The organism is Paraburkholderia aromaticivorans, from assembly GCF_012689525.1.
Classification (GTDB): domain Bacteria; phylum Pseudomonadota; class Gammaproteobacteria; order Burkholderiales; family Burkholderiaceae; genus Paraburkholderia; species Paraburkholderia aromaticivorans_A.
Map to the genome: position 1 here is coordinate 3,133,026 of NZ_CP051516.1, position 22,901 is coordinate 3,155,926.

The window sequence follows — 22,901 nt, forward strand, 5'->3', positions numbered from 1 at the left end:
CCCGCTTCAGACCACACTCAGGCGAGCTGTTTCTTCCGATAATCGAACCAGAAAGACAGCCCGACGCTCGCCAGAATCACGATAGTCGCGATCACCGTGGCGTGCGTCACCGGCTCGCCGAGCAGCAGCGCGCCGAGCGCCACGGCCACCACCGGATTCACATACATGCAACTGCTGGCGATGATCGGACTGGTGTGCCGGATCAGAAAACCGTACGCCACGTAGGCGGCCATCGTCCCGATCAGCATCAGGTAGACGAACGCCAGCACCGGCAGAAAATGCACTTCGAGCATCCGCTCGCCCGACACCCACGCGACCAGCGTCGACATCGCGCCGCCGAGGCCGATTTGCAGCGAGGTCGAGAGAAACAGGTCCGAGGGCAGCTTCAGGCGCCCCGCCAGATGCGCGCCGCCGGCCCAGAAAAGCGCGCCGCACAGAATCGCCAGGCTACCGCCCGCCGAGCCCGGCGCGCTGTCGCCGTGGCTGAGAATCGCAATGCCGACCAGACCGAGCCCGACCGCGAACCACTCGCCGCGGCCGATCTTGCGCCCCGCCACCGCCGCGATCACCGTCGCGAACAGCGGCACGGTCGCGACCATGACCGCCGCCGTGCCGGTGCCGACGGTGCGCATCCCGAAAGCGAGCATGCCGCTCGACAAACCGACCAGCATCGTGCCGACGAGTCCCGCATTGCGGATCTCGGCGGCGCTTGGCCAGACCGGATTGCGACGCGCGGCGAAAACGAACAGCCCTACGCCGGCGAACAGATTGCGCAGCCCGGAGAGCAGCAACGGCGGAAACGAACCCAGCGCGACGTGCACGGCGAGATACGTCGAACCCCACACGAGATAGACGACGGCGAGCGCGAGCGCGATCTGCCCGTTGCGCGATTGCGGCAAACGGATCGGGAAACCACGCGAAAAACGATTGAGGACTTGCAGCGACATGCGTTCAACCCGCCCATGCCGCTCGAGGTGCTGCGCCCCCGCTAAAGACCCTGAGGCGGGATGGCGGACACCGCATCGGCGATGCGGTCTGACGGGCGAGGCTGGCGGACATGTCGGTGGAACGGAAGGACGATAGATGGCCAATGGGGCCACAACGCCGCGGCGATCGGGAGACATCGAGCCACGGCGAACACGCGCCAAATTATCGGCGCGCATCGCATTATGCAGTAAGCGCCCACCGCGTCGCTTGAAAGAATCGTAACTTTTTGGCGTACTTGCAACAGAAAGCCGGGGACATGCCCCGGCTTTCCTGTCGCGCAGGCCACCGGCACGTTCGCGCTATGCGGGCCGCATAGTCAGGACGGCTCAGTTGGCCATCGCGCCCGATGCTTCGTGCTTCATGCCCATCGCATCGCCCTTTTTCATCTTGTCGTGCTTCATCGTGTCCTTCTTCATGCCGCCCTTCGACATGTTGTCCTTGGACATGGAATCTTTCGACATGGTGTCCTTCGACATCGAATCGTTGGACATGGCGCCGCTCGCCTGGGCGAATGCGGCGCCGCCGCTGGTCAGGAGAGCGACGGCCAGTGCTGCGAGTGCGAACTTTTTCATGGGATGACTCCTTGATTTTGGATGAATCAAAACCGGCCAGAGCACCAGCCGGCGTATTTCCGAAGCTTCTGCCGCCCGGGGTCGCGCCGCCGTTTCCGTGGCGCCGACCCGCGCGCGTCAGGAGCCTCCGAACCAGTTGTAGCCCTGGTCGACCCAATAGCCGCCGGGATAGGTGTTGGTGACGAACATCTCGACGATGTGCTTCGGATTCTTGTAGCCGAGCTTGGTCGGCATGCGCAGCTTCATCGGAAAGCCGTATTTCGCAGGTAGGCGCTCGCCGTCGTACGAGAACGTGAGCAGCGTTTGCGGATGCAGCGCGGTCGGCATGTCGATGCTTTCGTAGTAGTCGTCGGCGCATTTGAAGCCGACGTACTTCGCGCTGGTGTCCGCGCCGATGCGCCGCAGAAAATCGCTGAACGGCGTGCCGCCCCAACGGCCGATCGCGCTCCACCCTTCCACGCAGATGTGCCGTGTGATCTGCTCGGCGTGCGGCAGCGCGTACAGTTCGGGCAATGTCCAGACGCGCTGACCGGTCACGAGTCCGCTGATTTTCATCCGATAGTCGGTGCCGTTCACTTCGGGTACGTCGTCGATGCCGTAGAACGCGTTGAACGGAAACGGCCGTGTGAGCTGCGCTTCGGTGTAGGTCGGCGCAAGTTGCTTCGGATCGAACAGCGCGGCTTGCGCGCGGTCGTTCAGGCGCGAGACAGCGGTGAGAAACTTATTCACCGAGTCGTCGTCGGTGAGCGAGCAGCCGGTCAGCATCGACAGGCCGCCGAGCGTCAGAAGACGTTTGCCGAACAGACGCCGCGACGGCATCGCGAGTTCGCGACGGGCGTCGATCAGAATCGATTCGCGGTCGAGCTTCTGGCCGACAGAACGAGTGGAGTTTCGAGCGGGCTTATTCATGATTCGGTATCCGTAACGTTCGCTTCATCGGATGAATGGTTCAGCGTCCGCGCAACATGGCGAGCAGCGAGCGCGGCACGAGCGCCACCATCGCCAGATGCACGGCGATGAACGCGGCCATCAGCGACATCGCGCAGAAGTGGACGATGCGCGCGTTGTCGTAGCCGCCCATCAGTTCGCGCAGCAGCGGAAACTGCACCGACTTCCAGATCGCGAGACCCGAGAGCACCAGCACGATCAGATCGCAGATGACAAACAGGTAGGCGAATCTCTGCACCGCGTTGTAGACGCGCAGATCGGCGTGCGAGAGCTTGCCGGTCAATGCGGCGACGAAATCGTGCAGCACGGCGCGCGGCGATACCGGCAAAAATTTGCGCACGAAGCGCCCGCTCGCGAGGTTCAGCGCGAGATACAGCAGGCCGTTAAACACCAGCAGCCACATCGCCGCGAAATGCCATTGCAGCGCGCCGCCGAGCCAGCCGCCGAGCGTGATGGCGGGCGGAAAGTGGAACGCCGGAAAGATCGGTGAAGCGTCGTAGATCCGCCAGCCCGACAGCATCATCACGATGGCCGCGAGCGCATTGAGCCAATGCGTGAGACGCACCCACAGCGGATGGATCGCACCGCGTTCCGGTGTGGCCGGCGGCGCGCTGTCGCGAAGTGCATGATGGGTTGCCATGAGATTCTCCTGTGTGCGCAGACGCGGCGATCAGTGACACGCGGCCAGTTCGGCCACTTGCAGGACATCGCCGGTCGCCGCGTTTTCGACAAAGGCGACCACGCCGAAGCGGTCGGCGGGCGCGTTGACGCTGGCATCCGCGGCGGCGTCCTGGATGCGGATATCGCGACGAATCTGCGCGTTGCCCGCAACAAGCGGCACCGGGCCGATCCATTGCCGCACGACACGTTCGTGATGCAACGTGACGCCGCTGTTTTCGCCGGCGCCGACTTGCGAGCTCAGCGAGTTTTCATAAACGGCGAGGTAGGCGTCCAGTTGGCCCGCTGTGTCCGCTGCCTTGCTGGAGAAAAGCGCCGTGACGTTGAACGCACCCGACGCCTGCTGCGCGTTGAGTTCCAGCGTGACGTTCGCTTGCGCCGGCTCGGCAACGACTTTGCCGATGCGGCTCTGGAAACTGTCGCGTTGCGACCAGCTACGCAGCTCGCGTCCCGAGACGAAGATTTCCGGGGTGTAAATGGTGTGGCCGCCGGCGAGATCAGTGAGCGCTTGCTGACGTTCGGTGAAGCGATGTTGCGAGAAGCGGTCGGTCCAGCCGAGGCTGTTCCAATAGTCCACGTGCAGCGCCAGCGGCACGATGCTTTGCGTCGCGCCGCTGTTTTTCCATTGGCTCAGCCAGTTGTCGGCGGGCGGGCAGCTATTGCAGCCTTCGCTGCTGTACAACTCGACCAGCGCCACGCGATGCGCCGGGCTATGCGCGCTGCACACTGCGCTGGCCGCGTCCGCGAGGCCGCTGGCCGTGAGCATGGTCAGCGCGACGGCGAGCGCGATGCTTCGGGTGAAGCGCCGATAGTCTCGGCGGGGTCCAGCGGTTTGCATGACATACTCCAATCAGGATCTGCACGTTTGTCGAACCGCACGGCCGGTTATGACAGTCCGTTTCCAACTTTTTTCTTGCGACGCGGACGAGTCGGGAGACGCACGACTCGCGTGCTAACATTGAGCTTTCGATCGCGCGCATTCTGTCAGATGGATGGCCGCGCCCTCTTCACTCTCTTTCGCTACCTGCCGGCTACCTTGATGCGCTTTCCGAATTCCCGTGCCTTCTTCCGCTTGCGCCCCAGTCGCGCAACCGGTTGCGCGCGCGCGGAACTCGCGCCGCGTCGCACCGGCGAGCCGTCCCGAACGCTCCCGCTCCACGCCGCCCGGCGCCCGATCTAACGCTGCTCGCTCCATTGCCTAAGCCGCGTTGTCGGGCTCCGGGCCGATCTCATCCGCACGCTGTTCCCTCAAATGCAGATCGAATTGGAGTACCCGTCGTGAAAAAGACGAAAACCTGTTACCTCACCGAACTCGACGTCGCCCGTCTCGAGAAACACGCAGCCAGGCCCGGTGCGGACGCGCGTTTGCAGGACATGCTCGACGACGTGCTCGAACGCGCCGTGATCGTCGATTCGCGCGAGATACCGGCCAACGTCGTGACGATGAACTCACAAGCTACGCTGGTCGACGAAACCAGCGGCGAGCACATGACCTGGACCGTGGTCTATCCGCCCAATGCGGACTTCGCGCACGGCCGCCTGAACGTGTTCTCGCCCGCCGGCATCGCCTTGCTCGGCGCCAAACGCGGCGAGCGCATCCGCTTCACGCCGCCGAGCGGCACGGAGAAAGTGCTGAAGCTGGAAAAGATCCTGTTTCAACCCGAAGCCGCCGACGATTTCACCCTGTAAGCAACGCCCCGCGCGCAACGCAAAACTTTTGCCGCATCATCTCCGGCCGCCCCGTCAATACACAAGAAGCGCGTGGCGGCCCGCTGTTATTTCCGTCATCCGAATTCTCAAGATGGGTTGCCAAGCAGCGGGCGGCCGGTGTATCGTGTGCGCTGCTAACGCGGGGGTCCTGCGTCGCACGGAGGTCGGAGGTCCGTGCTGCGTGGGTGAGAAATACCCTTTGAACCTGATCTGGATAATGCCAGCGCAGGGAAGCGTACGGATTTCGCACCCAAGCTCTATCGCCTCATCTCTCGCGAATTCCGACTACTTCCGTCTCGTCTCCTGCTTAGCCGCCCCACTCAACGCCATGCTGTGCATGGGACCAGAGTAAGGCGCTAAAGCGCCGACTCTGGTCGACAGGAGATACGATGAACGCCAATCCGAAGTTCCTTTCCGCCGACGCTCACGTCGACGAAGCCGCTGTCGCGCCGCTGCCGAATTCCCGCAAGGTCTACGTGACCGGCTCGCGTGCCGACATCCGCGTGCCGATGCGCGAAATCTCGCAGGCCGATACGCCCGACAGCTTCGGTGGCGAAAAGAATCCGCCGGTCTATGTCTACGACACGTCGGGTCCCTACTCGGATCCGGAAACCAAAATCGACATCCGCGCCGGTCTGCCCGCACTGCGCGAGGCCTGGATCGAAGAACGCGGCGACACCGAAGCGCTGACGGGTCTGTCGAGCGACTTCAGCCGCGAACGCGCCGCCGACACCGCAACCGCCGATCTGCGCTTCCAGGGCCTGCACCGCACGCCGCGCCGCGCGATCGCCGGCAAGAACGTCTCGCAGATGCACTACGCGCGTAAAGGCATCATCACGCCGGAAATGGAATACATTGCGATTCGCGAGAACCAGCGCCGCGCCGAGTATCTGGAGAGCCTCAAGACGAGCGGCCCGAACGGCGAAAAGCTCGCGGCGATGATGGGCCGCCAGCATCCAGGCCAGGCGTTCGGCGCAAGCGCGTTCGGTCCGAACGGCCTCACGGCGATCACGCCGGAATTCGTGCGCGAGGAAGTGGCGCGCGGCCGCGCGATCATCCCGAACAACATCAATCACCCGGAAAGCGAGCCGATGATCATCGGCCGCAACTTCCTCGTGAAGGTGAATGCGAACATCGGCAACTCGGCGGTGACATCCTCCATCGGCGAGGAAGTCGACAAGATGACGTGGGCGATCCGCTGGGGCGGCGACACGGTGATGGATCTGTCGACCGGCAAGCACATCCACGAAACGCGCGAGTGGATCATCCGCAATTCGCCGGTGCCGATCGGCACGGTGCCGATTTACCAGGCGCTCGAAAAGGTCAACGGCAAGGCCGAAGATCTGACGTGGGAAATCTTCCGCGACACGCTGATCGAGCAGGCCGAGCAAGGCGTCGATTACTTCACGATCCACGCGGGCGTGCGTCTGCAATACGTACCGCTGACGGCCAAACGCATGACGGGCATCGTCTCGCGCGGCGGCTCGATCATGGCGAAGTGGTGCCTCGCTCATCACAAGGAAAGCTTCCTGTACGAGCACTTCGAAGACATCTGCGAAATCATGAAGGCCTATGACGTGGCCTTCTCGCTCGGCGACGGCCTGCGTCCCGGCTCGATCTACGACGCCAACGACGAAGCGCAACTCGGCGAACTGAAGACGCTCGGCGAACTCACGCAGATCGCGTGGAAGCACGACGTGCAGACCATGATCGAAGGCCCGGGCCACGTGCCGATGCAGCTCATCAAGGAGAACATGGACCTGCAACTGGAATGGTGTGACGAAGCGCCGTTCTACACGCTGGGACCGCTCACCACCGATATCGCGCCGGGCTACGACCACATCACGTCGGGTATCGGCGCCGCGATGATCGGCTGGTTCGGCACGGCCATGCTCTGCTACGTCACGCCGAAGGAGCACCTTGGGCTTCCGAACAAGGACGACGTCAAGACCGGCATCATCACCTACAAGCTCGCCGCGCACGCCGCCGATCTGGCGAAGGGCCATCCGGGCGCGCAGGTGCGTGACAACGCGCTCTCCAAGGCGCGCTTCGAGTTCCGTTGGGAAGACCAGTTCAACCTCGGTCTCGATCCGGACAAGGCGCGCGAATTCCACGACGAAACACTGCCGAAGGATTCGGCCAAGGTCGCGCATTTCTGCTCGATGTGCGGCCCGCACTTCTGCTCGATGAAGATCACGCAGGACGTGCGCGAGTTCGCCGCGCAACAAGGCGTCACCGACGACGAAGCGCTGAAGAAAGGCATGGAAGTGAAGTCGATCGAGTTCATGAAGAAAGGCGCTGAGATTTATCAGCGGCAGTAAGGTTCGGGTCGCGGATCGGGCGTCGTTGTTACGCCACCCGATCCGCCAGACCTCTGCATTGCAGCAACGAAGCCCGCCACTGGCGGGCTTTTGCGTTTACGCGATCCGGGCACGCCGCGTGCTGAACGAAGGGAAACACTGGATTACGAAACCCTTGGTTCGCTGACAACCGCACACGTCCGGATACGGGATGCGGCGATCACATCAAATGCACGGGCCGGACTACTGCCAGCCATCACTACTGGAGTCAACAACATGAAATCGATACGTCAAATCGGTACGTTCGCGGCCATCGTGGCCGTCGCGGTGAGCCTTGCCGCGTGTGACGACATGAGCCGTCAGGGGCGCGACACGGCAGTCGGCGCGGGTTTGGGCGGCGCGGCGGGCGCGGTGGTCGGCGGCAATGCGTTGTCGACCATCGGCGGCGCGGCGGCGGGCGGCGTCATTGGTCATGAGGTGGGCAAGTAGAGCGTACGGCAACCCATCGCGCTAGGGTTTATGCATGACGCAAGCGTCGGTTGAATGATGCCCGGCCGACAAATAACCCGGTCGGCAGCTGTTGGACACGACGGGCAATGCGTGTTCCATTCGCATAGCGAAGTGCGCTGCAATGAGGTGAAATAAGCCGTTACGGTTTTGCAATCCTGTCGGCGCCGCGGCAGCGTAAGCTCACAAGGTGACGCCCCGAATGGCGGCGTTCGATTCAACCAGGAGCGAGTCATGAAGTCCCGCCTCGTCATCACGGTGTGCGCGATCGGCCAGCGGTTGCCACTGCGTTTTCCCAAGTCTCTTCCGCGTCTTTCGCAAACAGGCATGGCGCTCGGTGGCGCGGTCTGTATGCTTGCGCTGTCCGGTTGCTACTATCCGTACGGTTACTATCCGGGCGGCTATAACCCTTACTACGCCACTGTGCCCGCGGGTAGCACCCAGCAAGCGGTGCCGGTCGGGCAAGATAATTTAACGGCGGCGCAACAACAGCAACTGCAACAACAGCAGCAACAACAGGCGCAGGCGGGTCAACAAATCCCACCGCCGACTTATGCGGTCGCCGCCCCGCCTGTGTACGCGCCGGCTTATCCCGTCTACTATCCGCCGCCGGTCTATCCGGCTTATTACGGTTATCCGGGTTGGTACGGGCCGTCCGTGGCGATCGGCTTCGGTTTCGGCGGTTCCTGTTGCGGTCACGGCGGATGGGGCGGCCACGGCCATTGGCACTGACACCCGCCTGTACCGTTCAACTTCCTTGATCTTCACACGATGCGCTCGCACGGCAGATTTCCCGCCGTGCGGTGCCTGCACGACATCGCGCCCTGCACGCCGCGCCGTCCAGCCCGCGCAAGCCGCGCTCCCAGCGCCCATCTGCTTCGCCCGTAGTTTCCCTTCTTGACGCGGCCCGGCTGGGTTCTATCCTTGGTAAGCCACATGCAGTACTCGTTTAAATAAGCGATCCCGGCCGCTCCCACGTGCCGCCGACGCCCATCCGTCATGCCATAGCGACGCGTTCCGGAGTGCGGGGTGCCGCGTCGAGTCCAAACAACAATGAAGGAGACGTGATGTTTCACCAACTACTCACTCCTGTCGGCAATTCGCTATTGCCATCGTTCCTCGTCGCGGCGTTGCCGATCATCGTCGTGTTGCTTCTGCTCGGTTGGGCGCGACGGCCGGCGTGGCAGGCGTCGCTCGCGGGGTTGATCGTCGGCCTGATCGTCGCGATCCTCGTCTGGCAGTTTCCGGTAGGACTCGCGGTCGATGCCGTGGTCGCCGGTGCAGTGTTCGCCTGCTGGCCGGTCATGTGGATCGTGTTCACGGCGATCCTGCTTTACAACATCTCGCAGCGCTCGGGTCGCTTCGCGGCCTTTCGCATGTGGATGATCGACAATCTGCCGAACGACCGGCGCGTGGTGCTGGTGGTGATCGGGTTTTCGTTCGGCGCGCTGCTCGAAGGGATTTCGGGCTTCGGCACGCCGGTCGCCATCACCAGTTCGCTGCTGATTCTGCTCGGCTTTCCCACGCTCGAAGCGCTCACCTTCACGCTGATCTTCAATACCGCGCCGGTCGCCTTCGGCGCGCTCGGCGTGCCGATCACCGTGCTCGGCGCGGTCACGCATTTGCCGGCCGATTCGCTCGCCAAGATGGTCGGCCGCCAGTTGCCGTTCTTCGCCTTCCTGCTGCCCTTCTATGTGATCGGCGTCTATGCGGGCTTTCGCAACATGCTGCGAGTGTGGCCGGTGCTGCTGGTGTCGGGCGCGAGCTTCGCGCTGACGCAGTTCGTCGCGTCGAACTATGTGAACTACAGCCTGACCGACGTGTTGTCGTCGATGGTCTCGCTCATTCTGACGATCGCCTTCCTGCGCGTCTGGAGGCCCGCGGCGGATCCGAAGTTCGCGATCAACATCGACCGTGTGGGCGAAGTGCGCGGCAAGATCGGCGGCGGCCAGGGCTGGTATCCGTGGATCATCGTGTCGGTGGTCGTGATTGTCTGGACCGTGGCGAAGATCTTCCTGATCGGCGACGTCAAGGTGCCGTGGCCAGGGCTCGACAAGGCCGTGTTCATCACGCTGTACAACACGCCGTACGGCGCGGTGTGGGACTTCCAGCCGCTCGCCACCGGCACCGCCATCCTGGTCGCCGCGCTCATTACGGCGGCCGTGGTCAAACTGAGCCCGCGCGAGTTCGGCGCGGCCATCGCCGACACGTGGGTGCAGACGCGCATCGCCATCCTGACGGTGGCGACCATCGTCGGGCTCGCGTATCTGATGAACTACTCGGGGCTCACGTACACGCTCGGCCTCGGCGCCGCCTCGGTCGGACCGTTCTTTCCGCTGGTGTCGGCGTTCCTCGGCTGGGTCGCGGTGTTCCTGTCTGGCAGCGACACGTCGGGCAACGCGCTGTTCGGCAACCTGCAAGTGGTGGCGGCCAATCAGCTGAATCTCAACCCGATCCTGATGGCGGCGACAAACTCGTCGGGCGGCGTGATGGGCAAGATGATTTCGCCGCAGAACATTTCGACCGGGGTGGCGACCACCGAACTCAAAGGCAAGGAAGGCGTGGTGTTCGCCAAAACCTTCAAGCATTCGATGCTGTTGACGGTGCTGCTCGGCGTGCTGGTGTGGCTGCAGCAGAATTTCTTGCAGTGGATGATTCCGCATTGACGCGGGTTGGGTTGTGCGGGCTGCCCGGCCCGCACAACCCGTTTGGTCGACTCACGCGATGCGCTTCGAGTGGTCGGCAACGGCCGCGCGAACGCCGGCATGCGCCGCTTTAACCGGATCAGGCCAGAGCGGGCTAACCAGCGATCCCTGAATGATGCGTTGCCGCAATATAATTCACGATCTTCGCTCAAGCCCCCTCTCCCGCCCAAGCACTTCAGCCCCACCTCACCGCCCCGATCGCAATTTTTCTCACATCAGCGTGAGAATTGCTCGTTTTGCGCGGGGCGCCGTTGCGCTTACGATTAACGATTATCAAACGCCTCCGTCTCCCGGATCTTGCCGTTTCATTCCAGCCTGAAACGTTTCGCACGATTGCGCTGCTACGATGCGCAGGCGTCTCGACTCAACCGCGCGCGGCGCCACCTCGATGAATGCTAAAAACCTGTTGCAGTTGCTGATCCTCGCCGCCCTGTGGGGCGCCTCTTTCCTGTTCATCCGGGTCGGCGTCACCGACTTCGGCGTCGCGCCATTGATGGCGCTGCGCGTCGGCATCGGCGCGGCCTTTCTCGCGATCGTACTGATCGCACGACGTCCGCTGCGCCAGTCCGCGACGATCCTGCGCACGCGGGCCTTCCCGCTGCTAGTGGTCGGCATTCTGAATTCGGCGGCGCCGTTCTGCCTGTTCGCGTATGCCGAGTTGACGCTGTCGGCGGGCGTCACGTCCGTGATCAATGCGAGCACGCCGCTGTGGGGCGCGCTAGTCGGCTTTCTGTGGCTGCGCGACCGGTTGAGCGCGCTGCGCACGCTCGGTCTGGCGATCGGTTTTCTCGGCGTACTGATGCTGGTGTGGGATCAGATCGCCGCGCCCAACGGCACGCCGGCCACACCGCTCACCACCGCGCTCGCGGCCGGCGCCGCGCTCGGCGCCACGTTGCTGTACGGCATCGCCGCCAACTACACCAAGCGCCATCTGACCGGTGTCGACGCCCTGACCGTCGCCACCGGCACGATGACCGGCGCCACCATCGTGCTGCTGCCGCTCGCCGTGATCTACTGGCCGGCGGCGCCGATCTCGCTGCACGCATGGGGCTCGGTGATCGCGCTCGGCATCGCCTGTACCGGCGTCGCGTATATGCTGTTCTTCCATCTGATCGCGGTGGCCGGACCGGCGCGCGCGATTACGGTGACCTTCGTGATTCCGATCTTCGGCATTCTGTGGGGCGCGCTGTTTCTCGGCGAAAGCGTCTCGGCCGGCATGCTGGAAGGCTGCGGCGTGATCCTGGTCGGCACCGCGCTCGCCACCGGCGTGATCAAGCGTTTGCCGTGGATCGGCACGCGCCGCGCCGATAGCTGAAACCCGTTTTATTTCGCGCGAACCAACGTCAACCGCTTGATTTTTATTGAGTTTGTCTGCGGAGGAAGCTTGCGGCGGGAGGCACTCAGGAAGGCTTGGAAAGTTACGTCACCGGGGTAACGTCACGTTACATGCGGCCGCACGTGGCGGCCGCATCGGTGGGTCAGTCAAGGCATCGGCCACTTCATGCGCTGAGTCGCGCTATGCCGAACCCGCAAGCCGGTTGGCCGCCGCGATTCGCGCGGGCTCAAGGCTGCGCCGCATACCAGCGCCAGGACGAGCAAGCTCGCTGCCCACATCCAGTAAGGAATCACGTCGAACATGGCCATCTCCCGTTGAATGCCGGTTCGGACCGGTATTCAGGGAATTAAGCAAAAGACGTGCGCATGCGTTGAACGATCTCTTCCGGTCACGCACTGCCGGAAACTCAGGGCATAAAAAAACCCGCCCGGAGTCGTTCCCGCGCGGGTTTCAGACAGCGTTACCGCCTGCGGCGGCCCTGATCAGTGCAACTGGTCGGTCATCAGACTCATGATCTGCTTGGCCTGCGGGCTCTGGTCGATCGTGCCCTTGTCGTCGACCACGGCCACGCGCGTCTGGTTAGGCGTTACCGCGCGCACGTTCACCAGATACTGCTTGGCAACTTTTTCCTTCTTGCCGTGGAAAACCTGGCTCCAGAAGCCCTGTTCGGCCGACGTCATGTCCTTCGGATCGACGTAGCGCACGAAGTACAGGCCGCGGGTCAGATCGCGGTCGTCGACGGTGAAGTTGCTGCGGTCGAGCGCGAGGCCCACGCGCAACCATGCGCGGTCATACGGCTCGCCGAGCGTGAGTTCCGTCGACGAGAGCTGCGCTTCGGTGCCGTTCGCGTCTGCATCCGGCATGGGTTGCTGGGCGGACAGCGCGACGTTTTGCGCCGCCGTGGCCGCAGCCGCCGACTTGGCGCCCGCCGTGGCCGCGTTCGGCGCTGTTTGCGCGCCGGCCGGCGACAAATCGGCGTTTTGCGCGTCAACCGGCTTCGTGCGCGAATCAGCCAGCGCCAGCGCCGCCATCAGCCGCTTCAGGTATTCCTGTTCGAGGCCCGGATCGTTCGGCTTCGCCACCCACGTGCTCGAATCGTTGTTCGTGCCGGTCAGCGCCTCGCGCATGCCCTTCTGGCTGACGAACACGTACGTGCCGCCATTCGGCGCTGCTTCCAGACGCGTGCGGTACTTGTTGCGCTCCGAGGTCACGTAGCTGTTGCCCATGGCCTTGGACAGCGTGCCCCGGATCAGGCCTTCGTTGATCTGCGCGTGCGTTTCGTTCCAGTCGGTTTCCATCACGCCCTTGTCGCGCTGGTCGACCACCAGCAGGAAGCCCTGTTCCTGCCAGAAGCGGCGAATCTGCGCCCATGCCTGGTCGGGCGCCTTGTTGTCGATGACGAGCCAGCTTTCCGTGCCGTCGCGCTGGATATGCATGCCGGTGACCGCCGGCGCCACCACCACGGAATTGGCCGACGGCGCTTGCGCCTGAACCTGCTTGAGCGTGGACAACGAGGTTTCGCCGCCCTGCGGGGGCAACGAACGCTGATCGGCCGTCTCATCGATCATGTTCGGCGGTACGGCAAGTGACACTTGCTTCGATTTCGAGTCGCTTTTGTAGTCGATTTTGGTCGGCGACGAGGTGCCGCAGCCGGCGACCAGACCGCCTGCCATCAGCATTACTGCAAACCGCTTGGTAAGACGAAGATCAGTCATGTTCGGGGAATCCTTCCGCTACGCCACGGCAAGTTTCCGTGGATCAACCCAACATTTTACCGATCCCGGCGAGTCATGTGCAAAAACCCGGGTTTGCCCGTGAATTAAGCAGCGCGAGGCGCGTGCAAACGACGCGGTTTTGACGTGCGAGATGGACACCGAAGCGCCCACTTCCGTCAGCCTTTTCGTGAGTCGCAAGAGCCTCGTTTTCGCGCCCGAAACGATCTGACGCACGTCAAATTTAACAGTTGCCCACATTTCCCAACGAACTGTCAGACGCGCCCTACATCATCGTCAGATCATTGATTCGATGGCACTTTTCGACGCCCTCTCAAGGTCAATTTTGATATATCGAAATTAGCTGAATGCCGCTTCCAGTAACGGTCAGAAAACCCGAGTGATATCTTGAAATGGACATCACAAGAAGCCTTTGAGTGCTTCAGCCACGGGACCGACCGTCATGCCATTGCCTACCCTCACCCCGACTCTTGCAGCCTTGGCGATCGCGGTCGCCGTGTTGTGCGCGAGCCTCGACGCGCGCGCCGAATTGGGCGGCGTCATGCCGTCTCAGGCGGATGCGAGCGCAAGCGCGCCGCGCGCCGTGTTGAACGGGGCGCTGCGGGTGCGCACGCTGACCGACGCGGGCAACACGACCATCACCGAATACGCGACGAACACCGGCCAGATCATCGCCTACGCGTGGCAAGGCCCAACCATGCCGGATTTGCGCGCGCTGCTCGGCAAGTACGCCGACTCGTATCGCGCCGGCGCCGCCGCGGCGACAGCGGACGGTAACCTGCATGTCTCACGCGTGGCGCGGCCGGACGTGATCGTGGAATCCGGCGGCCCGATGCGCGCTTACGCGGGCCGCGCATGGCTGCCCACGGCGCTGCCGCCCGGCGTCACGGCCGACGATTTCCAGTGATGGGCACCGGTACAAGCACCCGGCATCAGCACCACGCCTCGATGAGCACTCGCCACGCCATGAAATCCGCCCGTTCCGTTTATGCCCTGCTGCTGGTCTGCGCCGCCTTCGCGGGATGCGGCGGCGGTGGTGGCGGCACACCGGCCGCCGCGTCCCAGACCGGCTCGGCCGCACCGGGCAACAGCCCGAGCGCCGCCAGCGCGCCGGTAGCCGCCGCGCCGCCTGCCACCTCGGGCGCCTCCGTGCCACAGTCGAACACGCCGAACGTCCAGCCGATCGCCGTCACCGCCGCGCCGGGTCCGACGCGCAACATGCTGACCACGAGCGTCACCGTCTGCCAGCCCGGCACCAGCCATTGCGCGACGATCGACAATATCCAGGTCGACACCGGTTCGCACGGTCTGCGGATTCTCGCGTCCGCGCTGCCGGCGGACCTCACGCTCGCGCCGGTCGCGTCAGGCAGCGGAGTCGCCGGCGAATGCGCGGTATTCGGCGGCGGCTACACGTGGGGCGCGGTGCGCAGCGCGGACGTCCGCATGGCCGGCCAGTTGGCCGCCTCGATCCCGATCCAGACGATCGCCGACCCGGCGGTGCCCACCGTGCCCGCCGACTGCGCGGGATCCGGCCGCGCCATGCAGACGGTGGCCGGCTTGCGCTCGAACGGCATTCTCGGCGTGGGCCTGTTCGCGGCCGACTGCGGCAGCGGCTGCGTCAGCGCCGCGCTGCCGCGCTGGTACTACAGTTGCGACGCCAGCGGCGCCTGCCTCGCCAGCACGCAAGCCCTTGCGCAGCAGGTGACCAATCCGGTCAGCCGCTTTGCGCTCGACAACAACGGCGTGGTGATCGACCTGCCGGCCATCGCGGATGCCGGCGCGGCCAGCGTATCGGGTTCGATGATCTTCGGCATTGGCACCCAGGCCAACAACACGCTGAACGGCGCCAGCGTCCTCAAGGCGAATTCGGCGACGGGCTACGTCGTCACCACGAGCGGCGGGCAGACTTATTCGCAGAGCTATGTCGACAGCGGCTCGAATGGGCTGTTCTTCCGCACGAGCCAGTTCCCGCAGTGCGGCTTCTGGTACTGCCCGGCGTCGATTCAGGCCGCGAGTGCCGCGATCACCGGTACGGATGGCGCATCGAACACGGTGTCGTTTGCGATCGGCAATTCGAGCGCGCTGTTCGCGTCGTCGAATAATGCCTTCGACAATCTGGCCGGCGTGGCCAGCAGCGGCTTCGGCTGGGGCTTGCCGTTCTTCTTCGGACGACGCGTCTACACGGCCATCGCCTCGCGCGAAACATCGGCGGGCCCGGGGCCTTACTACGCGTTCTGAACGGACGGCTTCTTTCGACGCTGAAATTTCGCAAACTCATCTGGCGAACAAATTTGGTACCCATCGGCTGAGATAATTCCACTTTCCGGCTAACTCCGTTCCAATTAGTTAGTCATGCAAATTCTGGAATTATCGGCAGATGGAAGAACCCACTTTTTCGCTCGATCATTTCGAGCAGCTCGTCTATACGCGGCAGCATGTCAAAGCCGCGATCCAGTTCATTGCCGCGCTGGCGCTCCTGCAACAGAAGCGCGGCGAACTGGACGGCAGCTTTCTTGCCTCGGGCATCGCCGATCTGCCGCCCGCCGAGCAACGCAAGCGCTTCTGCACACGCCTCGCGAGCGCGGCGTCGACCTTGTTCGCCGACCCGACATTCAAGTTGCCGCCCGAGTGTTTCAGATTGCTTCTGACACTGCACGAATGGGTGGGACTGGTGTTTGCGTGCACGCCGTTCGGCAATGCGGATCACGTGACCCGTCACCTGAATCCGCGTGGTCCGGACAACGCTCAGTTTCTGCCCGGCGACAGCTTCATCGAGAAACTCTGCGTGCTCTATTCGACCGAGTCCGAACTGGAACTCGACTTCGCCGCGCTGTGGGCCTATGACAAATCGCTCGCCGCCAGTCTTGCACTCGTTTTGCTGGCACCGGTCTTCAAGGGCTCGGCGAGCGCGCACATCAAACGCGAAGCACTGATGGAATGGCTGCCCGGCAAACTGCAGCAGATCGACGACCTCGACGACCTGCCAACTGCCCTGCTGCACAACGCCTATATGTTCTGCAGCTACGCGGACACGCCGCGACGGCACGAAATCAAGCGGGACATCAACGCGCTGGTGCGCCGCAAGCTGGACCAATTGGGACTGACCGACATTCCCGCGGCAAAACTGGCGCGCGCGAAAAACCGCAAGCAACGTGGCAAAAAACCGCTCATGGTGGTCGTGCTCGAGTGGTTCAGCGGCGCCCATTCGATCTACCGCACGCACTCGCTCACGCTCGAAGCCGCGCGCGAGCATTTCGAAGTGGTGGCTTTCGGCTTCGGCTACGCCATCGACGATATCGGGCGCGCGGTGTTCGACCGTTTCGTGGAATTGGAAGAGCCGGAATATATCGGCGAATGTCTGAAAACGATTCGCGACTTCGCCGAGGCGGAACAGCCTGACGTGCTCTATATGCCGAGCGTCGGCATGTTCGCGCTCACGGTGTTCATGTCGAACCTGCGCATTGCGCCGCTGCAGATCGCCGGCCTCGGCCACCCGGCCACGACTCACTCCGACAAGATCGATTACGTCAGCGTGGAAGAAGACTACGCCGGCAACCCCGCCTGTTTCAGCGAACGTCTGATGACGCTGCCGAAAGACGGCCAACCGTACCGGCCGTCGGTGGCGCTGCCGGACATCGTCGCCGAGATTCCACCGTCACGCGAGACGCTGGAGATCGTCGTCACGGCCAGCGCAATGAAGCTCAATCCCGGCTTTCTCGAAGCATGCCGTGAGATCGGCGAGCGCGCGGCGACGCCGGTCCAGTTTCATTTCATGAGCGGCGTGCCTTTCGGTTTGCCGCTCGAACGCATGCGCGACGTGATCCGCCAAGCGCTGCCGCGCGCCGTCGTGCACGGCTTTCACGAATACGCGGACTATCTGGCGCGCGTCAATCGCTCCGATCTGTTTCTCAGCCCGTTTCCGTTCGGCAATACCAACGGTATCGTCGACGCGCTTACGCTGGGTTTGCCCGGCATCTGCAAGCGCGGGCCGGAAGTGTTCGAGCGGATCGACGGCGCGCTGTTCGAGCGCGCGGGCTTGCCGTCGTGGACCACGGGGGAGAGCGTCGAGGATTACATCGCCGCCGCCGTGCGAATGATCGACGCCCACGACGAGCGCACGGCCTTGCGGCAGCGTCTGATCGATACGCGGGCAGTGGAACGTTGCTTTGAAGGGCGGCCGCAGGCGTTCGCTGAATGCGTGCTGGAACGGGTGCGGGTGAAGCAACGCCGGCGCAAGGAACAAGCGATGGCTTGAGGTTCGGCGCAGCGCTCTGTGCTACTCGGTCGCGCTGGTGGCCGGCGTCACCAGATTGGCAGGCGCAAGCCAGCTGAATACGTTCAGCGCCGGGCCGTGGAACGTGCACTCCGCGGCCGCTGGCGTGACGGTCTTCTGCGTTTTGGCAGATTTGAACGAAAGCGCCGCGGTTGCCGATGCATCTGATGCGCCCGATGCACCTGCCACACCAACGGCCACCGCCGAAGCTGCGAGCGGCGCACTCGCCGCCGCGGGCGCGGACGACGGGACCAGCACATGTTCGATCGACCCTTCGACCACCACGCGCGAGCCGTAGATACCGGCGGCGGCATGGGTGATCTTGAGCGTATCGGGCGACGTTTCCGCCAGCTTGCTTCGCATCAACTGTTCGCACGCGTCCGTGTTCTTGTAGACGGCCGTGCAGCCCGCCAGCAGCGCAGCAGCGGTCGTGACGCAGACGAGAGAGAGAATCCGAATCTTCATTGATGTTCCGTTTTTCAAGCCGTCGGCAATTGTAGCTTACGGCCTGCTTGACCGGCAGCGGTGTCGGGCACCGGCAGCGCGCGGGCTGTGTAAGGCGATCGACACTTTTACCGCGCATCTGGCACGCCCGGAGCCCAGCGAGCGCTTGACCGCGGCGGCTCGCATCGGCATCGTGTTGACCGGCCGCCATCCTATCGGCGCGCCGCCGACTTTGCGACGGGGCCTCGCGATGCACATCGCTTCGCCTCGTCACGCTCTCTCACTGTGTGCCGACCGGTTTTCCCGCATGTTCAGCCTTGCCCTGCTCGCCATCGCGGGTTACACCGCCACCAACATCGACAACCTGTTCGTGCTGCTTGCCTTCCTGGCGGAAGCCGGCGACGAGCGGCGTCGCGTGATCGCGGGGCAGTACGCCGGCTCGCTGGCCCTGATCGCGGGGTCGATGCTGCTCGCCACATTGCTCAAGCACTTGCCGGCTGGCTATGTCGGTTTGCTCGGCATTTTGCCGATCGGCGTGGGGCTCAGCAAAGCGTGGGAGCGCTTTGGTCCCGGCAACGCGCAGCAGAAGGCAGCGGCGCGAACCGGCACCGAGCCGCCGGCATCGCCCAGGTCAACTGGCTCGGGGCATTCGGCCAGTGCAGCTGACGCGGCTAATGGGGCGAATCAGGCGAGATCGGCCGCTCGAACCATCCCCGCACGCCCCGCCTCGTCCTGGTGGACTGTCGCCTGCGTGGCCGTCGCCAACGGTTCCGACAATCTCGCCGTCTATGTGCCCTTGTACGCCAGCCATTCGCACGGCGAGGGCGCCTTCATCTCGCTGGTCTTTGTCGTGATGATCGGGCTCTGGTGCGCCGGCGCGGTATGGCTCGTGGAGCATCCGTTGCTGGGCGCGCCGATCCGGCGCTATGGCACCGCGCTGCTACCGCTGATCCTTGTGATGATCGGCGTCTCGGTGATCACGCAGAACGATACGCTGCGGATCGTGTTCGGACTTTGACCCATGCCCGTATGTGGACCATACGCGGCCCATCGCCCGAAAAATGCTCAATTGAACAACACGGTCCGTGCAGGGATGCGCTGCTAGCGCGCGATGCGGCACGACCGTCGTCCGCGCGTCCGCTCAATTCGACGGCATTGGCGGTTGCACGTAGGTGCGCACACCGGCGAGCGGCGAACCATAACCGCCGGAATTGGTGTGATTCGGCAAGCCGTTGACCAGTTGCGCGCGCGGGTCGGTCGGATTCAGGTTCATTTCCCCTGCCTGCTGGTTGCCGTGCGTCGGATATTCGCTGCCTCGCGCCGCGTTCGGCATCAAACGCGTGCTGTTTTGCGGCGCGTTCATGTCGTCCTGCGGGCTCAAACCCTGCGCTCCCGCCTGCGCGGCAATCGCGCAGGCGGCCGCGCACAGTAAAACCCGCCCTACCTGCGACATCCTCGATGTTCGTTTCATACCTGCCTCCGGCAAAATGAAATGAAGGGGATCAAGTCGCGCCCGGCACACAACAAGCCCGCACGCGACGGCCAACGCTGATCACACCATTTATACGCGCCACGCCGCACTTCGGATTCGGCGACCTTTAAGACGTGCCGCGCTAAATAGGGAAACCGGCGGGCACGGTCTTTTATTCCGGTTACGGCGGCCGCCACGCAAAACCCAGCAAGCGCCTATCCTTATGCCGATTGCCGATTTCCTTCCCGCGCGATCGCGCCCGATAATGGACGTCATGAACCCACAACCCAAAAATCTCCAGGCTCGCACGCTTCGCGCCACGCTTGCGACGCTCACCGCAACGCTACTGCTGGCGGCCTGCGCCGGCCCATCGGCCTCGACTTCCGCGTCGGCGTCCGCGTCGGCGTCGGCCAGTCCGGCGCTGCTCGACGCCGCGATTTCCGGACCACAGCGCGGCGACAAGGCCCGCGCCCGCGACATCTACCGCCATCCGCGGGAAACTCTGCAATTCTTCGAACTCGCGCCGTCGCAAAGCGTGCTGGAGATCGAACCGGGCGGCGGCTGGTACACGGATATCCTCGCGCCGTATCTGCGCGACCACGGCAAGCTCTACGAGGCGCAGTACGACGGCCCACAGGGGACGCCATCGGCGGAGGCACAGGCCAATCGGGCCGCGTTCGCGCGCAAACTGGCGGCCACGCCCGCCGTCTACGGCCATGTCGTGGTCGGCACGCTGCACGCCGGCCAGTTCAGCGGTTTTCCGGCCGATGCCAGCGTCGACGAGGTCCTGACCTTCCGCAACATCCACAACTGGATCAAGGACGGCCAGATCGACGCGAACCTGCGCGCCTTCTATGCGGCGCTCAAGCCGGGCGGCGTGCTCGGCGTCGAGGAACACCGCGCGGCGCCGGGCACCTCGCTACAACAGACCATCGACACCGGCTATGTGACGGAAGACTACGTGATCGACCACGCGCGGGCGGCCGGCTTCGAACTGGCCGGCAAGAGCGAAGTGAACGCCAACCCGCGCGACACCAAAAATTACCCGAATGGCGTCTGGTCACTGCCGCCGACCTTCGAGGGCGGCGACGTCGACCGGGCGAAATATGCGGCGATCGGCGAATCGGACCGCATGACCTTGCGCTTCGTAAAACCAGCGCACTGATCTCGCGCCGCATGGGGACGGCGCTTGACGCCGTCCCGATAATATGGTCCTATGACGCACCATGTACCGCGCCCAGACCATCCTATCGCTACTACTAGCCCCCTCTACCGGGCTAGGTCTGCTGCTGCGCGCTTCCATCTGAACCACCCGAAGCACCGCAAAATTCCCCAGTAACTGACCCAGCCCCGGTTTCCGACCGGCGCCCAGTCATGTCTTTTCGTCGTCCGGTCGACTCCCAGCTATCTGGTCTCACCCACGGATGATGAAAATGTTGAAGAACCCCGCTACCAAGTACCGCTCGTTCAAGCCCGTCACCTTGACGGATCGCCAGTGGCCGTCGCGTACCATCACGCACCCGCCGATCTGGATGAGCACCGACCTGCGCGACGGCAATCAGTCCCTGTTCGAGCCGATGGACGCGCAGCGCAAGATGCGCATGTTCAAGACGCTGGTGCAGATCGGTTTCAAGGAAATCGAAGTCGCGTTTCCGTCCGCTTCGCAGACCGACTTCAATTTCGTGCGCGAGTTGATCGAAGGCGGCCATATCCCCGACGACGTCACGATCGAAGTCCTGACGCAAGCGCGTGACGACCTGATCGAGCGCACCTTCGAATCCTTGCGTGGCGTGCCGCGCGCCATCGTCCATCTGTACAACGCGACCGCGCCGGAATTCCGCAAGATCGTCTTCAATCTGGACCAGAGCGGCGTGAAGGAACTCGCGCAAAACGCTGCCCGCACGATGAAGCGCGTCGCCGAGACCATGCCGGAAACGCAGTTCACGTTCCAGTACAGCCCGGAAGTGTTCAGCGGCACCGAAATCGAATTCGCCAAGGAAGTCTGCGACGCCGTGTTCGATATCTGGCAACCGACGCCGGAACACAAGGCCATCGTCAACTTGCCGGCCACTGTCGAAATGTCCACGCCGAACATCTACGCGGACCAGATCGAGTGGATGCACCGCAATCTCGCGCGCCGCGATTCGCTGATCATCTCCGTGCATCCGCATAACGATCGCGGCACCGCCGTGGCGGCCGCTGAACTGGCCGTGATGGCCGGCGCGGATCGCGTCGAAGGCTGTTTGTTCGGCAACGGCGAGCGCACCGGTAACGTGGACCTCGTCACGCTCGCGTTGAACCTGTACACGCAGGGCGTCGATCCGGGACTCGACTTCTCGAACATCAACGAAGTCGCGCGCACCGCGGAAGAATGCACGCAATTGCCGATCCATCCGCGTCATCCATATGTCGGCGATCTGGTGTTCACTGCCTTCTCGGGCTCGCATCAGGACGCGATCAAGAAGGGCTTCGCGGTGCAGAAACCGGACGCGGTCTGGGAAGTGCCCTATATGCCGATCGATCCGGCCGATCTCGGCCGCACCTATGATTCGGTGATTCGCGTGAACAGCCAGTCGGGCAAAGGCGGCATCGCGTATCTGCTCGAACAGGGCTACGGCGTGGTGTTGCCGCGCCGCCTGCAAGTGGACTTCAGTTCGGCGGTGCAGCGCTTCACCGACGACAGCGGCCAGGAAGTCACGCCCGCGCAGATCTGGCAATTGTTCCAGCAGGAATACGTTCAGAACACCGCGCCGATTCACTACGTGGGCCACAGCCTGTCCGAGCGCGAAGGACGCGAGTCCATCAAACTCACGGTCGACATCCACGGCACGCGGCGTGTGTTGAGCGGCGAAGGCAATGGTCCGCTCGACGCGTTGATGCACGCGATCGGTGTGCCGGTGCGGATTCAGCACTATGAAGAGCGCGCGTTGACGCAAGGGGCGGATGCGCGCGCGGTGGCGGTGGCCGAAATGGCCGGCGCCGACGTGGTGGGTAGCGCGTTCGGCGTCGGCATCGATGCCAATCTGGTGACAGCATCCATTCGCGCGGTGATTAGCGGCGTGAACCGCGCTTACGCTCGTGTCAATGCGCAGGCTAAGGAGAGCTTCTTCGAAGCCGCGATGAACGATGCCACGGAGAGCGTGGGCGTTTAAGGTTCGATGAGCATGGCTGCGATTTCGTAGCGGAGTGGTTCGAAGGGGGCGTTTCGACGCCCTCTTTCGTTTTGGGCCGCTGCGT

Annotated in this window: 21 protein-coding genes and 1 riboswitch; of the genes, 12 read left to right on the forward strand and 9 right to left on the reverse strand. The window is 63.6% G+C overall.

The window, feature by feature from the left end:
* Nucleotides 1-17: 17 nt before the first annotated feature.
* From HF916_RS42240 to HF916_RS42260, 5 genes are all read right to left on the reverse strand, one after another.
* On the reverse strand, nucleotides 18-947 hold the full coding sequence (locus tag HF916_RS42240; RefSeq protein ID WP_168794598.1) for an EamA family transporter: 930 nt from the start codon (nucleotides 945-947) through the stop codon (nucleotides 18-20).
* Between the two features lie 366 nt (nucleotides 948-1,313).
* A complete protein-coding gene (locus tag HF916_RS42245; protein ID WP_168794599.1) occupies nucleotides 1,314-1,559 on the reverse strand; it encodes a pentapeptide MXKDX repeat protein in 246 nt (81 codons plus the stop codon).
* Nucleotides 1,560-1,676: 117 nt separating this feature from the next.
* On the reverse strand, nucleotides 1,677-2,468 hold the full coding sequence (locus tag HF916_RS42250) for a molybdopterin-dependent oxidoreductase (RefSeq protein WP_168794600.1): 792 nt from the start codon (nucleotides 2,466-2,468) through the stop codon (nucleotides 1,677-1,679).
* Nucleotides 2,469-2,508: 40 nt separating this feature from the next.
* A complete protein-coding gene (locus tag HF916_RS42255) occupies nucleotides 2,509-3,147 on the reverse strand; it encodes a cytochrome b/b6 domain-containing protein (RefSeq protein WP_168794601.1) in 639 nt (212 codons plus the stop codon).
* Nucleotides 3,148-3,177: 30 nt separating this feature from the next.
* Complete coding sequence (locus HF916_RS42260) at nucleotides 3,178-4,023, reverse strand: DUF1223 domain-containing protein (RefSeq protein ID WP_168794602.1); 846 nt, start codon at nucleotides 4,021-4,023, stop codon at nucleotides 3,178-3,180.
* 440 nt (nucleotides 4,024-4,463) lie between these two features.
* On the opposite strand from HF916_RS42260, the gene HF916_RS42265 reads away from it, so the two are divergent.
* From HF916_RS42265 to HF916_RS42290, 6 genes are all read left to right on the forward strand, one after another.
* Nucleotides 4,464-4,874, forward strand: coding sequence for a GreA/GreB family elongation factor (locus tag HF916_RS42265; protein ID WP_168794603.1), 411 nt, complete (start codon nucleotides 4,464-4,466; stop codon nucleotides 4,872-4,874).
* Nucleotides 4,875-5,026: 152 nt separating this feature from the next.
* Nucleotides 5,027-5,145: riboswitch (TPP riboswitch) on the forward strand.
* 139 nt (nucleotides 5,146-5,284) lie between these two features.
* Nucleotides 5,285-7,216: a phosphomethylpyrimidine synthase ThiC gene (gene thiC, locus HF916_RS42270; protein ID WP_168794604.1), complete on the forward strand. Its 1,932-nt coding sequence runs from the start codon at nucleotides 5,285-5,287 to the stop codon at nucleotides 7,214-7,216.
* A gap of 255 nt (nucleotides 7,217-7,471) precedes the next feature.
* The gene (locus HF916_RS42275) at nucleotides 7,472-7,684 is read left to right on the forward strand and encodes a glycine zipper 2TM domain-containing protein (RefSeq protein ID WP_168794605.1); all 213 of its coding nucleotides are present in this window, start codon (nucleotides 7,472-7,474) and stop codon (nucleotides 7,682-7,684) included.
* A 252-nt stretch (nucleotides 7,685-7,936) separates the two neighbouring features.
* A complete protein-coding gene (locus tag HF916_RS42280; protein WP_168794606.1) occupies nucleotides 7,937-8,434 on the forward strand; it encodes a hypothetical protein in 498 nt (165 codons plus the stop codon).
* Between the two features lie 335 nt (nucleotides 8,435-8,769).
* The gene (locus HF916_RS42285) at nucleotides 8,770-10,368 is read left to right on the forward strand and encodes an L-lactate permease (protein WP_168794607.1); all 1,599 of its coding nucleotides are present in this window, start codon (nucleotides 8,770-8,772) and stop codon (nucleotides 10,366-10,368) included.
* Between the two features lie 427 nt (nucleotides 10,369-10,795).
* Nucleotides 10,796-11,722, forward strand: coding sequence for a DMT family transporter (locus tag HF916_RS42290; RefSeq protein WP_168794608.1), 927 nt, complete (start codon nucleotides 10,796-10,798; stop codon nucleotides 11,720-11,722).
* Nucleotides 11,723-11,889: 167 nt separating this feature from the next.
* Here HF916_RS42290 and HF916_RS42295 read toward each other — a convergent pair whose 3' ends face one another.
* On the reverse strand, nucleotides 11,890-12,045 hold the full coding sequence (locus tag HF916_RS42295) for a hypothetical protein (protein WP_168794609.1): 156 nt from the start codon (nucleotides 12,043-12,045) through the stop codon (nucleotides 11,890-11,892).
* Between the two features lie 180 nt (nucleotides 12,046-12,225).
* On the reverse strand, nucleotides 12,226-13,458 hold the full coding sequence (gene bamC / locus HF916_RS42300; protein WP_168794610.1) for an outer membrane protein assembly factor BamC: 1,233 nt from the start codon (nucleotides 13,456-13,458) through the stop codon (nucleotides 12,226-12,228).
* Nucleotides 13,459-13,918: 460 nt separating this feature from the next.
* Between bamC and HF916_RS42305 the strand changes: the two genes are divergently transcribed.
* The 3 genes from HF916_RS42305 to HF916_RS42315 all read left to right on the forward strand — a co-directional run bounded on the left by HF916_RS42305 (nucleotide 13,919) and on the right by HF916_RS42315 (nucleotide 17,731).
* The gene (locus tag HF916_RS42305) at nucleotides 13,919-14,383 is read left to right on the forward strand and encodes a DUF2844 domain-containing protein (protein WP_168794611.1); all 465 of its coding nucleotides are present in this window, start codon (nucleotides 13,919-13,921) and stop codon (nucleotides 14,381-14,383) included.
* Nucleotides 14,384-14,442: 59 nt separating this feature from the next.
* Complete coding sequence (locus HF916_RS42310; protein WP_168794612.1) at nucleotides 14,443-15,714, forward strand: DUF3443 domain-containing protein; 1,272 nt, start codon at nucleotides 14,443-14,445, stop codon at nucleotides 15,712-15,714.
* A 139-nt stretch (nucleotides 15,715-15,853) separates the two neighbouring features.
* A complete protein-coding gene (locus HF916_RS42315) occupies nucleotides 15,854-17,731 on the forward strand; it encodes a glycosyl transferase family 1 (RefSeq protein WP_168794613.1) in 1,878 nt (625 codons plus the stop codon).
* A 21-nt stretch (nucleotides 17,732-17,752) separates the two neighbouring features.
* Here the strand turns inward: HF916_RS42315 and HF916_RS42320 are convergent, their stop codons facing one another.
* A complete protein-coding gene (locus HF916_RS42320) occupies nucleotides 17,753-18,214 on the reverse strand; it encodes a hypothetical protein (RefSeq protein WP_168794614.1) in 462 nt (153 codons plus the stop codon).
* 286 nt (nucleotides 18,215-18,500) lie between these two features.
* Between HF916_RS42320 and HF916_RS42325 the strand changes: the two genes are divergently transcribed.
* On the forward strand, nucleotides 18,501-19,211 hold the full coding sequence (locus HF916_RS42325) for a cadmium resistance transporter (protein WP_168794615.1): 711 nt from the start codon (nucleotides 18,501-18,503) through the stop codon (nucleotides 19,209-19,211).
* A gap of 123 nt (nucleotides 19,212-19,334) precedes the next feature.
* On the opposite strand, the gene HF916_RS42330 is transcribed toward HF916_RS42325, so the two are convergent.
* On the reverse strand, nucleotides 19,335-19,664 hold the full coding sequence (locus HF916_RS42330) for a hypothetical protein (RefSeq protein WP_168794616.1): 330 nt from the start codon (nucleotides 19,662-19,664) through the stop codon (nucleotides 19,335-19,337).
* A gap of 265 nt (nucleotides 19,665-19,929) precedes the next feature.
* Between HF916_RS42330 and HF916_RS42335 the strand changes: the two genes are divergently transcribed.
* Both HF916_RS42335 and leuA read left to right on the forward strand, forming a co-directional pair.
* The gene (locus HF916_RS42335) at nucleotides 19,930-20,829 is read left to right on the forward strand and encodes a class I SAM-dependent methyltransferase (RefSeq protein WP_168794617.1); all 900 of its coding nucleotides are present in this window, start codon (nucleotides 19,930-19,932) and stop codon (nucleotides 20,827-20,829) included.
* A 268-nt stretch (nucleotides 20,830-21,097) separates the two neighbouring features.
* Nucleotides 21,098-22,816 (forward strand): 2-isopropylmalate synthase, encoded by a 1,719-nt coding sequence (gene leuA / locus HF916_RS42340; RefSeq protein WP_168794618.1) that lies wholly within the window; start codon nucleotides 21,098-21,100, stop codon nucleotides 22,814-22,816.
* The last annotated feature ends 85 nt before the right edge of the window (nucleotides 22,817-22,901 follow it).